We start from the raw sequence: 13,847 nt of genomic DNA, 5'->3' as shown, positions 1-13,847 counted from the left end.
CGCCCTTGCCCGCCCCATCGCGGCCCTCGAAAATCACACAAACCTTGATGCCCTCGGCCCTCACCCACTCCTGCAGTTTGACGAGCTCAACGTGCAGTCGACGCAACTCCGCCAGATAGTCCTTGCTCGACAGCTTCGGGCGATCTGCGGGGATGTCTTTGGGCGAGTCTTTCTTCTTTCCCTTTGCCATGACCAAACCTCATGCATTGAAGGGGCTGGCCGCCGGATGGCTGGCGGCCCAAGAGCTGGAATGCAGGAGTTTAGTCAGTTAATTCGGAGTGTGAGACACGACTCCTCTAACGTTCCTGAGGCTCCCTCCCGAGTTTGGAAACCCGACGAGTCACGCAACAGCGTCCCTGACAAATGCTGGCGTCTTCTTACGCCCGTGAAATTGGCAGCTCCTCACAGTCAAGGAGTTACACATGCATGATGCACCTGAAGAAAAAACCGCCGGAACCACTCCCTTCCTCTATTGCTCTGACAATCCGTTATTTCACGTCAGCGCCGGAGTGCCTGTCGGCCAGGCATTGGCTCAGGCTTCCGACCTGTTGGCTCTCGCCAAGGCACTTGCAGAAGATGCGGCGTTCATTAGAGAAACAGACCGATATGCCTGGGCTGCGCATTTTTTGACGGAGATGGGCAAGGCGCTTGTTGATGATGTGATGAAGGAGGTTTCGCCGAAAACCACCAAAATGTCGCTGAGAACTGCAAAATAATGGTTATCTCATCTCAAATCTAGCCGGTACTATTCAGCAATAAAAAGCCCCGTAATCGTTCATCTACGGGGCAATTTTTATGAGCACTTATTCGTCATCATCGTTTTCTTCATCGCCATCATCGCCCGTTGAAATAACGCCGGCGCCTCCTTCGACAAACGACTGACAACCTTCGTTAAAGGACTCAGATGGGGTGCTACAGGAATTTTCATCGTAAATTCCTTTTTCCTCGGCCCAGTCATACCCGGCCTGATGTCCTGAGCAGTCATTCGTGCATTCGTAGCCATCAAACGTATCTGCGAAAGTTATTGTGTTCCCCAGATTCACGACAAGCAGCACAATTGAATAAAGTGCTTTCTCTGGCAGCTTCACAACTACATGCCATCACGAGGTTTAGTGCCAAGCTTTCCTGTGTACGGATTCACATTGCCCTTGGTGCTGTAGTTATTGTTCCTGGTGGAGTCTGGGTTTGTAGCATGAGAGGGGCGAACATACATTCCATTGCTTCGCGTATACCCGCTAACCGAATGGTCAGAACGACTTCCGCTGGAGTAGCCGGACTTGAACGAGGAATGACTGCCGAAGCTGCTTCCACGTGCGCAAACGTTTCCTGAAAGCGCTACCGAGATGGTTATAACGGCTACAGAAAAAACCTTTTTCATACAAACCTCCGTTTTTCCAACGATAGTAGCTCAATGGAATCACTTGGAAAGCTCAGGCGACAAAGGGTCTTGGGAGTATCGGCGTTAACGCAAACCTTTTGGAAAGGATCATACGCAGGCAGGGTTGGCTGTTTAGAGAAAGCGACTTGAATGTTGCAGGTCTGTATTGAGCTAGAGATCCAACTCTAATGCGTCGATAAACGATCCGAGTAAAAAACCTCAGAAACGAAAAAGCCCCGTAGCTTCTCAGCTACGGGGCTTTTTCCATGTATGGCGGAGAGATAGGGATTCGAACCCTAGGTACCGGTGAAGGTACAACGGATTTCGAATCCGTCCCATTCGGCCACTCTGGCATCTCTCCAACGGCGCGCATCATAACAACACTTTCGTTGGATGGGAAACCCCTAAACGAAATTTTTTCCGTGCTATCAGATGCTTGCGTCGATTAAAGCGGTACGCCCAGACGGTTGGCGACTTCTTCGTAGGCTTCGATGACGTCACCGAGGCCCTGACGGAAGCGGTCCTTGTCCATCTTCTTCTTGGTGTCCTTGTCCCACAGACGGCAGCCGTCCGGGCTGAACTCGTCGCCCAGGACGATGGAGCCATCGCTGAACACGCCGAATTCAAGCTTGAAGTCCACCAGCAGCAGGCCGGCGTCGTCGAACAGCTTGCTCAGGACTTCGTTGACCTTGAGCGACAGTTCTTTCATACGCGCCAGTTGCTCGGCGGTGCCCCAGCCGAATGCCACGACGTGGGATTCGTTGATGAACGGGTCGCCCTTGGCGTCGTCCTTCAGGAACAGTTCGAAGGTGTACGGGTTGAGCTTCATGCCCTCCTCGACGCCCAGACGCTTGACCAGGCTGCCGGCAGCGTAGTTACGAACGACGCACTCGACCGGGATCATGTCCAGCTTCTTCACCAGGCATTCGTTGTCGCCCAGCAGCTTGTCGAATTGGGTCGGAATGCCGGCCGCTTCGAGTTTCTGCATGATGAAGGCGTTGAACTTGTTGTTCACCATGCCTTTGCGGTCGAGCTGCTCGATGCGCTTGCCGTCGAACGCCGAAGTGTCGTTGCGAAACAGCAGGATCAAGCGGTCAGCGTCGTCGGTCTTGTAAACCGATTTGGCTTTGCCGCGGTAGAGTTCTTCACGTTTTTCCATGATGGGCTCCGCTTGCTAAGTAGATGGGCTAGGCGATGTGGCGCCAGTCGAGCCCTGAATCTTGATCGGCCAGTTGCAGCCAGTCCGGGTCGCACCCGAGGGTGTCGACAAAACATTGCCGGGCCAGCTGCGGCAGGTTGTTCTTGCTGCTCAGATGGGCCAGGACCAGGTGTTGCAGGCCTTGCCAGCCCAACTCGGCCACCAGGAATGCCGCCTGATGGTTGTTCAAATGTCCCAGCTCGCCGCCCACCCGCTGTTTGAGAAAGTACGGGTAATGACCGCGGGCCAGCATGTCACGACAGTGGTTGGACTCGATCATCAACGCATCGAGGTCCCTATAACCGTCCAGCACCTGCTCGCAATACGACCCCAGGTCGGTCAGCAGGCCGAAGCGCCGCTGTTCCTGATCACTGAAGACATACTGGGTCGGTTCCTGTGCATCGTGGGCCACGGCAATGACCCGGATGTCCAGAGCACCGATCTGCAGTTGTTCGCCGCCGGCCACGAAGCCTGCGGGTTCAATCGGTTTGCGCATCCCGCGCAGCGTGCCGCGACTGAGGTAGACAGGCAGATTGTAGCGCCGAGACAGCAAACCCACGCCATGCACGTGGTCGGCATGTTCGTGGGTCACGAGTATCGCGCTCAGTTGCGCCGGGTTCACCCCCAGGCGCAACAGGCGTTTTTCGGTTTCCCGCAGGGAAAAACCACAATCCACCAGTACATACGTATCAGCACTGGCGATCAGCGTGCCGTTCCCTTGGCTACCGCTGCCGAGAACGGCAAAACGCATCTGATCAGCCCAGGTTGTCCTGAATCACGCTCAACACTTTACGGGCCACATCGGCCGGCGCAACGGTGTTGATGTTTTTCTCGACGGTGACCTGAACGTTCTCGCCAACCTTGCTCAGGCGAACCTGATAACGCTCGGCACGGGCTTCAACTTCTTCCTTGGTCGGCGCGCTGCCGAACAGGCTGCTGAAGAAACCAGGCTTGTCGTCTTTCTTCTCGGCTTTTTCGGCCAGGTTGATGTAGTACAGGCCCAGGCTGCGGTTGATGTCCTCAACACGCCATTGACCTTGCTCCAGTGCGCGACCGACGCTCGACCAGGCACGGTCCAGATCCGAACCGACGTTCAGCACCGGGTTGCCGCTGCCGTCTTCGCTGAGGCTGACGCGGCTCGGGGTATCAAAATCACGCGATGCCAGCATCGACACCGAACCACCCTTCTCGGAGGTGCGGCTCATGCTCGCGAGCATGTCGTCGACCAGTGCAGCGTCCAGACCAGTGTTGACCGAACGGTTGGTGAAATCGACATTGGCGGTGCTGCCGGCCGGACGCTCGGCGCTGACCACGTAGATTTCACTGGTATTGCGCTGTACGCCCGGCTCGATGCGTACCCGCACACGGGTTTCGCTGTCGGCGGCGACGCCGGCGGCGCTCAGACGCTTGGCCATGGCAGCGGACAGCTCGTCGGAATGCTGCCAGGTGGTGGTGAATTCACCGGTTTGCGGACGCTGTTCATCCAGACGGAAACCATTGTCCTGGAAGAACTGCACAGCCACTGGCCAGACTTCGGCCGGTGGATGCTGGCCCATGACCCAACGCGAATCACCGCTCTTCTGCAGCGAGTAGTCGCTGGCGTCAGCGATCGCCGACAGTGGCTGAGGACGCGGAACCACGTATTCGCCGGTAGCGGTATCGTCGGCGACGTTGCGCGGGATCGGCAGCAGTGGATCCAGACGCTTGGAGGTGCTGACACCTTCTGGCAGTTGCATCGGTGCAGTCTGTTTCGCTTCCAGGTAGTCGCTACCACGGTCACGGAAATAACCTTCCGGGCCCCAGATCCATCCGCAGCCACTGGTGCTGGAGATAATCAAGGCAAGTGCGGAAAGTCCGGCCATTCGCTTCATGCGTTGTACTTCCTCAATTAAACCAGGACGCCGCACTGGCGCAGGGCCGAGCGCAACGTTTCATGACAAGGAGCGCTCAGCCAGGTCAGCGGCAGGCGGATGCCTTCGTGCATCAGGCCCATTTCGACCAAAGCCCACTTCACCGGAATCGGGTTGGCTTCGATGAACAGGTCCTTGTGCAGCGGCATCAGTTTTTCATTGATGGCCCGTGCGGTCTCGGCGTCGCCCTTGAGCGCGGCCTCGCACAGGTCGGCCATTTCGCGCGGAGCGACGTTGGCGGTGACGGAGATGTTGCCTTTGCCACCCAGCAGGATCAGCTCGACTGCGGTTGGATCATCGCCGGACAGCACGATGAAATCCTTGCTCACGCCATCGAGGATCGCCTTGGCGCGCTTCAGGTCGCCGGTGGCTTCCTTGATGCCGATGATGTTCGGCACGGTGGACAGGCGGATCACGGTCTCGGCCTGCATGTCGCAGGAAGTGCGGCCGGGTACGTTGTAGAGGATCTGCGGGATGTCGACCGCTTCGGCGATGTGTTTGAAGTGCTGGTACAGGCCTTCCTGGGTCGGCTTGTTGTAGTACGGAACTACCAGCAGGCAGGCATCGGCGCCGGCTTCCTTGGCGTTGCGGGTCAGCTCGACGGCTTCGCGGGTCGAGTTGGCGCCGGTGCCGGCGATCACCGGAATGCGGCCTGCAACCTGTTTGACGACGGCTTTGATGACGGCAATGTGTTCTTCAACGTCAAGGGTTGCCGACTCGCCGGTGGTGCCGACCGCGACAATGGCATGGGTGCCGTTCTTGAGGTGAAAGTCCACGAGTTTGCTGAGGCTGTCCCAGTCAAGACGCCCTTGTGCATCCATGGGTGTGACCAGTGCCACCATACTGCCCGCAATCATGAAACCGCTCCTGCCGGAAAAAGAGAGCGGTAATGGTACTGGCGCCAAGATGCTTGCACAAGCGAAGTACTGCGCCGCCATTCCCCTGAGCGCCGCTTTTCGCTACCCTTCAGACTTTGATCGGTACAGATCAGCTTGTACGCCGGGTTCCAGCCTCCCGTTTCGGCCTTTCAGGCCCCGTTCCAGTGTCGTCGTCTTGTGCTTCCTTATTATCGAGGCTCTGGCGATACGTGAACCGGGCCTTCCGGACAGGTATGTTCCGGCAATCAACGCCCTTACCCTACCGACCGCTCATCGCTTTAGGAATGCTGCATGTCCACCCCCACAGTTCGCGAACAATTCCTTGTCATCAGTGCGCTCGGCGCCAATCCAATGGAGCTGACCAACGTCCTGTGCCGCGCCAGCCATGAAAACCGCTGCGCGGTCGTCACCTCGCGCCTGACCCGTCACGGCGAGTGCAGCGCGCTGATCCTCGAGATCTCCGGCAGCTGGGACGCCCTGGCGCGCCTGGAAGGCAGTCTGCCAGGCCTGGCCAAGAAGCATGCGTTCACCGTTAACGTCGTGCGCAGCGCGGCCCTGGAAAACCGCCCTCAGGCCTTGCCGTACGTGGCTTACGTGTCCTCTGCCTATCGCCCGGACATCATCAACGAGCTGTGCCAGTTCTTCATGGACCACAACGTCGAGCTGGAAAACCTGACCTGCGACACCTATCAGGCGCCGCAGACCGGCGGCACCATGCTCAACGCCACGTTCACCGTGACCCTGCCGGCCGGCACCCAGATCAGCTGGCTGCGCGACCAGTTCCTGGACTTCGCCGATGCCATGAACCTGGACGCACTGATCGAACCGTGGCGCCCACAGAACCCAATGTAAGGAAGCTTTCATGGCCGTAGCTATCGATCAACCGGTTGCCGACTTCGAAGCACCCGCCACCAGCGGGCAGACCGTCAGCCTTTCAGCCCTCAAGGGCAAGCAAGTGGTGATCTACTTCTACCCGAAGGACAGCACCCCGGGCTGCACCACAGAAGGCCAGGGCTTTCGTGATCAGTACGCGGCGTTCAAGGATGCCAACACGGAAATCTTCGGCATCTCCCGCGACAGCCTGAAGTCCCACGAGAACTTCAAGTGCAAGCAGGAGTTTCCGTTCGAGTTGATCAGCGACAAGGACGAGGCCGTCTGCCAGCTGTTCGACGTGATCAAGCTGAAAAAACTCTACGGCAAGGAATATATGGGCGTGGATCGCAGCACGTTCCTGATCGACAAGGATGGCGTTCTGCGCCAGGAATGGCGCGGCGTGAAAGTGCCGGGCCATGTTGATGCTGTGCTGGCCGCTGCTCAGGCACTGAACAAGGCCTGATATTTCTGCGCCGACTTCACTGGCGCCTTCGCGAGCAAGCCCGCTCCCACAGTTGACCGAGGTCTGATGTGGGAGCGGGCTTGCTTGCGAAGGGGCTAATAAGACTCAACGAATAATCCGGTTTTTAAAGTAGCGGAGCTACAACCGGCTCTTTGCGCGGCCACGCATCAAGCACAGCCTTGAACAGCGTCGCCAGCGGAATCGCGAAGAACACCCCCCAGAAGCCCCACAACCCGCCGAACAACAGCACCGCGCAGATGATCGCCACCGGGTGCAGATTGACCGCTTCGGAAAACAGCAACGGCACCAGCACATTGCCATCCAGCGTCTGGATGATCCCGTAGACTGCCATCAGATAGATGAACTGATCGCTCCAGCCCCATTGGAACAACGCAATCAGCATGACCGGCACCGTCACCACGACCGCCCCGACATACGGCACCACCACCGACACCCCTACGAGCAACGCCAGCAGCGCCGCGTAGTTCAGCCCGAGGGCGACGAAGGCGATGTAGGTCACCCCGCCGCAGATCACGATCTCGATGACCTTGCCGCGAATGTAGTTGGCGATCTGTCGGTTCATTTCCTCGGCAACCCGGGTAATCAGCGCTCGCTCACGCGGCAGATAACCACGTACCCATTCGCCGATCATCACCCGGTCTTTCAGGAAGAAAAACACCAGGATCGGTACCAGGACCAGGTAGATCATGATGTTCACCAGCAGAGGCAGGCTGGATAACGAGAACGTCAGCGCCCACTGCCCGAACTTCCCGATTTCGCCGCGCGCCGCCTCGATGGCTTGTAACACCTGCTCGTCGGAGACCAGATGCGGATAGCGCTCCGGCAGCAGTAACAGCAACGATTGCCACTTGGCGAGCATGCCCGGCAACTCGTTGAACAGCGTGATCAATTGATGCCAGAGCAGCGGCAGCACCACGACGATGAACAACAGCAGCACGCCCATGAACAGCGCAAATACCAGGCCGACCGCCGCCCCACCGGGTATCCGCAAGCGCTCGAGGGTAACCACCAGCCCTTGCATCAGATACGCCAGCACCATCCCGGCCAGCACAGGCGCAAGCATTCCACCCAAGGTAAGCACCGCGGCAAAGGCGAGGAACAACAGCACCGCCAGCACCACGGCCTCTTCATCGGAGAAATAGCGCTGAATCCAGTCGCGTAACACTTTGAACATCAATAATCCTTAAGTCTTTTACGCTGTCGATTTCAGGCTTTTTTCAACCAGTAACGGTAGACGCCCGCCTCGTCTTCTTCACGCAGCAGCGTATGACCGGCCAGTTTGGCAAAGGTGCGAAAGTCGCGCTGCGAGCCTGCATCCGTGGCAATCACCTTGAGTACCGCGCCGCTGGGCAGCTTGTTCAGCTCCATCTTGGCCTTGAGCAACGGCAACGGACAATTCAGGCCACTGGCGTCCAGTTCACAGTCGTGGGCTACAGCGTCGGTCATGCGTTACTCCGGATCAGGTGGTCAGGCTGCCTAGAATATCTGGTCGCAAGCCCGGTGTCCGGCTACAGTAAGGTCTTTGTCGACTAAGGCTTTGTGCATGACATTTCTGCGCCCTACCCTGCTGACGCTCGCTTGCCTGCTCGCCTCACCGGGCTTCGCCGACGACCTGCCGTCACTCGGTGACGCCAGCTCTGCCATCGTCTCTCCACAGCAGGAATACCAACTGGGTCGCGCCTGGCTGGCATTGCTGCGCAGCCAGGTTTCGCAGCTCAACGATCCTCAGCTCAAGGATTACGTCGAGTCGAGCGTCTATAAACTGGTGGAAACCAGCCAGGTCAGCGACCGACGCCTGGAATTCATTCTGATCAACAGTCCGCAACTCAACGCTTTCGCAGCACCAGGCGGGATTGTCGGGGTCAACGGTGGACTATTCCTCAATGCCCAGACCGAAGGTGAATATGCCTCGGTACTGGCCCACGAACTGGCTCACTTGTCCCAGCGCCACTTTGCCCGGGGCGTCGAGGCCTCCCAACGGATGCAGGTGCCGATGATGGCCGCTCTGCTGGCCGGTATCGTGATTGCCGCTGCCGGAGCAGGCGATGCCGGGATCGCGACCATCGCCGGTACCCAGGCGGCAGCCATTCAGTCGCAGCGGACCTTCTCGCGTCAGAACGAGCAGGAGGCCGACCGAATCGGCATTCTCAACCTGGAAAAGGCCGGTTACGACCCGCGTTCGATGCCAACCATGTTCGAACGCTTGATGCGCCAGTATCGCTACGACGCCAAGCCACCCGAGTTTCTGTTGACTCACCCGGTAACCGAATCCCGCATCGCCGACACCCGCAACCGCGCAGAGCAGGCCAAGCCCGGCGGTATCGAGGACAGCATGCGCTATCAGTTGATCCGCGCCCGGGTACAGTTGATCTATGAAGAAACCCCCGGGATGGGCGCCAAGCGCTTCCGGGCGCAACTGGACGATAATCCGAACAACGATGTGGCTCGTTACGGCCTGGCGATCGCCCAGATCAAGGGTGGTCAGTTGAACGAAGCCCGAGAGAATCTAAAGCAACTGCTGACCAAATCGCCGAACGAGATCATCTACAACCTGGCGCAGATCGATCTGGATATCACCAACAACAAGCTGGCCGATGCGCAATCGCGGGTAGACCGCATGCTGACCCAGTATCCCGGCAACTACCCGCTGAATCAGGTTCGGGTCGATCTGCTATTGAAGCAGAACCGTACTGCCGATGCGGAAAAAGCCCTGGAAGGCTTGTTGAAGTCGCGCCCGGACGATCCCGACGTCTGGTATCAGGTGGCGGAAACTCGTGGCTTGGCCGGCAACATCATTGGTTTGCATCAGGCCCGCGCGGAGTACTTCGCACTGGTGGGCGATTATCGTCAGGCTATCCAGCAACTGGATTTCGCCAAGCGCAAGGCTGGAAGCAACTTCCCGCTCTCCTCGCGTATCGATGCCCGCCAGCGCGAGCTGATGGAGCAGGAGCGTATGGTGAAGGACATGATGGGATAAAAGCTGCAGGCATAAAAAAACCGCCTCTTTCGAGGCGGTTTTTTTTGACTCAGCAACCGCGGATCATTCAGCCAGTTTGAAGGTGATGAAGCTGGCACGACCCTGACGCAGAACCCGCATCGACACGGAGCGATTCTTCGGCAGCGCCTTGGCGATCTCGGAGAATTCCTTGGCAGAACCAATGGCCTGATTGTTCAGGTGGGTGATGATGTCGCCTGGCTGCAGGCCGATCAGGGCTGCAGGACCGTCCTGCACCTCCTTGATGACAACACCGCCCTTGAGGTCATAGGTTTTCTTCTGCTCGGCGCTCAGTTCAGCGACCGATACCCCAAGACGATTGCTGTTGGTCTCGACACCGGACTTCGGCAAGGCATCCAGCTCCTTGTCTTCGTCAGGAATAGCGCCGACCGTCAGCTCGATATTCTTGCGCTTGCCTTCACGAATCACTTCCAGATTGGCCTTGGCGCCAGCCTTCAGCGCGCCGACCAGATGAGGGAGATCAGCAGACATGACGATCGGTTGGCCGTTCATGCTCAGGATCACGTCGCCCACTTGCAGGCCGCCCTTTGCAGCGGGACCGTCATCCTGGATCTGAGCCACCAGCGCACCGGCCGGTTTTTCCAGACCGAACGACTCGGCCAGATCCTTGTTCACTTCCTGAATGACCACACCCAGCCAGCCACGGCTGACCTTGCCACCGCTTTTCAGCTGATTCGATACATCCATGGCAACGTCGATCGGGATGGCGAACGAAACGCCCATGAAGCCACCGGAACGGGTGTAGATCTGCGAGTTGATCCCCACCACTTCACCGTTCAGGTTGAACAGCGGGCCACCGGAGTTACCCGGATTGATCGGCACGTCAGTCTGAATGAACGGCACATAGTTTTCGTTTGGCAAGCTACGGCCAACGGCGCTGACGATGCCTTGGGTCACAGTATGGTCGAAGCCGAATGGCGAACCGATCGCTACGACCCACTGACCGGCTTTCAGATCCTGGGATTTGCCGAGCTTCAACACGGGCAGGTCCTTGCCTTCGATTTTCAGCAGGGCCACGTCAGAGCGCGGGTCGGTGCCGATCAGCTTGGCTTTCATTTCACTGCGATCCGCCAGACGAACGAGGATTTCGTCAGCATCGGCAATCACGTGATTATTGGTCAGGATGTAGCCATCGGGCGAGATGATGAAGCCCGAACCCAGCGACTGCGCTTCGCGCTGGCGATCACCGCGCGGCGAACGCGGCTGCGGTGGCATGCCTCGCTCGAAGAACTCGCGCAGCATCGGCGGCAAGCCTTCCAGATCAGGCATCTGCTGGTTCACTTTGCGATCCGGCAGTTTTTGCGTGGTACTGATGTTCACCACCGCAGGCGAGGCCTGTTCGACCAACTGGGTGAAATCCGGCAGATTGACCGGACTGGCCGCTTCAGCCGCATTGACGGCCGGGACAGCCTGACCGAGCACCAGCACGGCAGTGATGATGGAGAGATAAGACTTCAAACTTGGTATCGACATACAGCTCCCATTACGACGAGCAGGGTTAAGCGATATGGAGCAAGGAACACCGGAAACCACAGGCCGGCATTTTTGTTCCGGGAACAACAAACAAGGCCAGAGCCGAGAGGCTCTGACCTATAAAAAATTTTCGGATTATTTGCAAATGAAAATGCTCAGCAAACATTTCATGTCTCGAACACGAAGCGGAAACTGCTGAAATCAGCTCACTGCTTGCTGGTTGCAGCGCCATCATTGCGTATCGACAAGGCAATCCGCTCGGCAGTACCGATTGGAATTTCGCCGACCACCGTCACCATCATCTCACCCTGTGGCGTCGTCAGACGGCGAGATACGGCAACCGTAGGACCCAGCTGAGTCCGGGTATCCGTGACCACGGCTCCGTTCAGCGGTTCCAGAAAGACCGAGAAACGCGCCAGACCATCGTCATACAGCAAGCTGTTGACCTGGGTTTTGGTGTCCGGATCCCTGTGCGAAGAACTGCTGGTGAGTTCGAAACCAGGTGGCAACCAGTCAGATCGCCAGACCTGTGCGGTCTTGACGGCAGAAGCCTTGTCACTGTCGAGGTTGACAGGTTTGCAGTCGGAGGCGGCCTGAAGATCCTTGTCGGATGGAACCTCGGCAGTTTCCAGTCGTGTGAACTGGAACCGTTCAAGTAACTGCCCCTTGTCGTTGAGCAGCAACGACTTGAGTGGCAACCCCGTTTCCTTGTCCAGGTGCAGTTCGAACCCGTAGCGATACTGATCTCGTGGCGTCAGCGATACGATGACCGCGTCACGCCCGGCCACACGCGACTTGCCGATCACGGCAAGCTCATACCAATTCTTCAGCTTCTGAGGATCGAGAGGACGAGCGGCAGAGTTTGGAGAATCTCCCAGCCCCGCAATCAGGGTACCGCTGACACATTGAGTATGCCCATCAATGCGCACGACTTCCTGCGCCGAACCGTCAAGCTGGAGCAACCGCTCGCGAACCTGCCCGTTCTGGACACGATGCCAGATGCTGTGAGTAGAGAAGCTACCGTTACGCTCGTAAACGAATGTGCCGTGAAAGCTTTGCTGCTGCTCGGCCTGGCCCAGGCGGGTCAGCCAATCCTGGGCCTCATCGGCGTGGGCTGGAACAATGAACCAGCCACTGAGCAGAAGCGAAAGTAGAGGTATGGCGCGCATGATCCTCCTTAACGGTTTTCCAGACTGGCTGCCCGTGCATAAGGCAGTGCGCTTTCAGTACCTTTCAGCGCAGCTTGCTGAGCATGTTGACGCAGGTAACCCGGCAAACGCTGATCGTGCCAGCCTGGCTGGCCTTGCAGCACGCCATTGGCCATAGGACCAGTGGCTTCAGAACTCTCATTGTAGCCTGCCAGTACCGCCGGCCCTTTGACCTGAGGAGTAGCCAACACTGGCTGATTGGACTGCTGCGCCAGTTCAACACCTGCGATTTCGTCCTGGTTGTACAGGCGGACACCTGCCAGAACGGCAACGGTTACCGACGCTGCAACGGCCAGACGTCCAAGGCTGCGCCATGGTCCGCGAGAGACCTTGGCAGGGGTGGCTTCGTCTTCCAGTGCAGCAGAAACCGCCGCAGCGAGATCCAGGCGTGGAAGCAGCAGATCCTTGTGCATGGCTGCCCGAGCGATCTGGTAACGAGCCCAGGTTTCGCGTGTTTCAACATCATCCAGTGCGTTGAGCACTCGACGCAATTCCAGTTCGTCCGCTTCGTTATCCATCACTGCGGACAGCGATTCCTGCAGGGCTTCCCGACTCATGGCGTTCCTCTCTTGGCTGTCGCCGCTGTCTTTAGTTTTCCTGCAACAACGGCTGCAGGGCTTTATCGATGGCCTCCCGGGCGCGGAAAATCCGGGAGCGCACGGTACCAACCGGACATTGCATGACGCTCGCGATGTCCTCGTAACTCAGACCATCGAATTCACGCAAAGTTAAAGCCGTGCGCAAATCCTCTGGCAGTTGCTGAATGGTTCGATGGACGGTGCCTTCGATCTCATCCCGCAGCAATGCACGTTCTGGAGATTCGAGATCTTTCAGGCCGTGATCGCCGTCATAGAACTCTGCATCTTCGGAGCTGACATCGCTATCCGGCGGCCGGCGGCCGCGTGAAACCAGATAGTTTTTCGCCGTGTTGATGGCGATACGGTACAGCCACGTATAAAAGGCACTGTCTCCGCGAAAGTTTCCAAGCGCTCGATACGCCTTGATAAAGGCTTCCTGCGCAACGTCCTGGGCTTCATGGGTGTCGTGCACGAAACGCACGATCAACCCGAGAATTTTGTGTTGATACTTCAACACGAGCAGATCGAAAGCTCGCTTGTCGCCACGCTGAACGCGCTCGACCAGCTGCTGATCCTCTTCCTGGGTTAGCATGAACACTCCTCGATAAACTCAGAGGAGGCTTGCATGACCAAACGACCGGACTTGCAAACATAGACTCGGGCTTTTCGCAAAAGTTCTCCCCCTCCAAGCAAGTTTCCTGCGGGCTCTGATTTGGCACGCACGAAAAACGCAGCGCGGGATAAACCGGCTGCGCGAATAATCTTTTCATCGGCTCACCGGCGAGAATCCAACCGCAGATTCCGCGTTGAAGCCGACACTGTCCCTTGTCTCAGGCAACTGTCTATTGATC

At 57.8% G+C, this 13,847-nt stretch carries 15 protein-coding genes, 1 tRNA gene and 1 pseudogene; 4 read left to right on the top strand and 13 right to left on the bottom strand.

Going from position 1 to position 13,847, the window contains the following annotated elements; all coding sequences use genetic code 11:
• Positions 1 to 190 (bottom strand): annotated as a pseudogene (locus J5M72_RS25965) (polyphosphate kinase 2); the annotation flags it as partial.
• Positions 191 to 422: 232 nt separating this feature from the next.
• Between J5M72_RS25965 and J5M72_RS25960 the strand changes: the two are divergent.
• Positions 423 to 716 carry a DUF3077 domain-containing protein gene (locus tag J5M72_RS25960; protein WP_207867724.1) on the top strand — a complete coding sequence of 98 codons (294 nt, stop codon included), beginning with the start codon at positions 423 to 425 and terminating at the stop codon, positions 714 to 716.
• Positions 717 to 803: 87 nt separating this feature from the next.
• Here the strand turns inward: J5M72_RS25960 and J5M72_RS25955 are convergent, their stop codons facing one another.
• From J5M72_RS25955 to dapA, 6 genes are all read right to left on the bottom strand, one after another.
• Complete coding sequence (locus J5M72_RS25955; protein WP_347709531.1) at positions 804 to 1,088, bottom strand: hypothetical protein; 285 nt, start codon at positions 1,086 to 1,088, stop codon at positions 804 to 806.
• 561 nt (positions 1,089 to 1,649) lie between these two features.
• Positions 1,650 to 1,739 (bottom strand) — tRNA-Ser (locus tag J5M72_RS25950).
• A gap of 84 nt (positions 1,740 to 1,823) precedes the next feature.
• Positions 1,824 to 2,537, bottom strand: a complete 714-nt coding sequence (purC, locus tag J5M72_RS25945; RefSeq protein ID WP_007963288.1) for a phosphoribosylaminoimidazolesuccinocarboxamide synthase — start codon at positions 2,535 to 2,537, stop codon at positions 1,824 to 1,826.
• Between the two features lie 28 nt (positions 2,538 to 2,565).
• Entirely contained in the window at positions 2,566 to 3,327 is a 762-nt protein-coding gene (locus J5M72_RS25940; RefSeq protein WP_085710246.1) for an MBL fold metallo-hydrolase, read from the bottom strand.
• A 4-nt stretch (positions 3,328 to 3,331) separates the two neighbouring features.
• A complete protein-coding gene (gene bamC / locus J5M72_RS25935) occupies positions 3,332 to 4,447 on the bottom strand; it encodes an outer membrane protein assembly factor BamC (RefSeq protein ID WP_169429260.1) in 1,116 nt (371 codons plus the stop codon).
• A 17-nt stretch (positions 4,448 to 4,464) separates the two neighbouring features.
• Positions 4,465 to 5,343 (bottom strand): 4-hydroxy-tetrahydrodipicolinate synthase, encoded by an 879-nt coding sequence (dapA, locus tag J5M72_RS25930; protein WP_169429259.1) that lies wholly within the window; start codon positions 5,341 to 5,343, stop codon positions 4,465 to 4,467.
• Between the two features lie 312 nt (positions 5,344 to 5,655).
• Between dapA and J5M72_RS25925 the strand changes: the two genes are divergently transcribed.
• Both J5M72_RS25925 and J5M72_RS25920 read left to right on the top strand, forming a co-directional pair.
• Positions 5,656 to 6,216: a glycine cleavage system protein R gene (locus J5M72_RS25925; RefSeq protein ID WP_169429258.1), complete on the top strand. Its 561-nt coding sequence runs from the start codon at positions 5,656 to 5,658 to the stop codon at positions 6,214 to 6,216.
• Between the two features lie 10 nt (positions 6,217 to 6,226).
• A complete protein-coding gene (locus J5M72_RS25920) occupies positions 6,227 to 6,700 on the top strand; it encodes a peroxiredoxin (protein ID WP_169429257.1) in 474 nt (157 codons plus the stop codon).
• A 124-nt stretch (positions 6,701 to 6,824) separates the two neighbouring features.
• Here J5M72_RS25920 and J5M72_RS25915 read toward each other — a convergent pair whose 3' ends face one another.
• Together J5M72_RS25915 and J5M72_RS25910 are read right to left on the bottom strand one after the other, a co-directional pair.
• The gene (locus J5M72_RS25915) at positions 6,825 to 7,895 is read right to left on the bottom strand and encodes an AI-2E family transporter (protein WP_207867723.1); all 1,071 of its coding nucleotides are present in this window, start codon (positions 7,893 to 7,895) and stop codon (positions 6,825 to 6,827) included.
• Positions 7,896 to 7,927: 32 nt separating this feature from the next.
• The gene (locus J5M72_RS25910; protein WP_007958011.1) at positions 7,928 to 8,167 is read right to left on the bottom strand and encodes a sulfurtransferase TusA family protein; all 240 of its coding nucleotides are present in this window, start codon (positions 8,165 to 8,167) and stop codon (positions 7,928 to 7,930) included.
• A gap of 97 nt (positions 8,168 to 8,264) precedes the next feature.
• Between J5M72_RS25910 and J5M72_RS25905 the strand changes: the two genes are divergently transcribed.
• The gene (locus J5M72_RS25905) at positions 8,265 to 9,698 is read left to right on the top strand and encodes a M48 family metalloprotease (RefSeq protein WP_207867722.1); all 1,434 of its coding nucleotides are present in this window, start codon (positions 8,265 to 8,267) and stop codon (positions 9,696 to 9,698) included.
• Between the two features lie 63 nt (positions 9,699 to 9,761).
• Here the strand turns inward: J5M72_RS25905 and J5M72_RS25900 are convergent, their stop codons facing one another.
• From J5M72_RS25900 to rpoE, 4 genes are all read right to left on the bottom strand, one after another.
• Complete coding sequence (locus tag J5M72_RS25900; protein WP_169429254.1) at positions 9,762 to 11,210, bottom strand: DegQ family serine endoprotease; 1,449 nt, start codon at positions 11,208 to 11,210, stop codon at positions 9,762 to 9,764.
• Between the two features lie 206 nt (positions 11,211 to 11,416).
• Positions 11,417 to 12,379, bottom strand: a complete 963-nt coding sequence (locus J5M72_RS25895) for a MucB/RseB C-terminal domain-containing protein (RefSeq protein ID WP_207867721.1) — start codon at positions 12,377 to 12,379, stop codon at positions 11,417 to 11,419.
• Between the two features lie 8 nt (positions 12,380 to 12,387).
• The gene (locus J5M72_RS25890) at positions 12,388 to 12,975 is read right to left on the bottom strand and encodes an anti sigma-E factor RseA C-terminal domain-containing protein (protein WP_011332903.1); all 588 of its coding nucleotides are present in this window, start codon (positions 12,973 to 12,975) and stop codon (positions 12,388 to 12,390) included.
• Between the two features lie 31 nt (positions 12,976 to 13,006).
• Entirely contained in the window at positions 13,007 to 13,588 is a 582-nt protein-coding gene (gene rpoE, locus J5M72_RS25885) for an RNA polymerase sigma factor RpoE (protein WP_003172477.1), read from the bottom strand.
• Positions 13,589 to 13,847: the final 259 nt, after the last annotated feature.

It is taken from the genome of Pseudomonas sp. 58(2021) (genome assembly GCF_017491585.1).
Taxonomy (GTDB): Bacteria; Pseudomonadota; Gammaproteobacteria; order Pseudomonadales; family Pseudomonadaceae; genus Aquipseudomonas; species Aquipseudomonas fluorescens_BT.
This window is presented reverse-complemented; position numbering and strand designations above follow the sequence as displayed.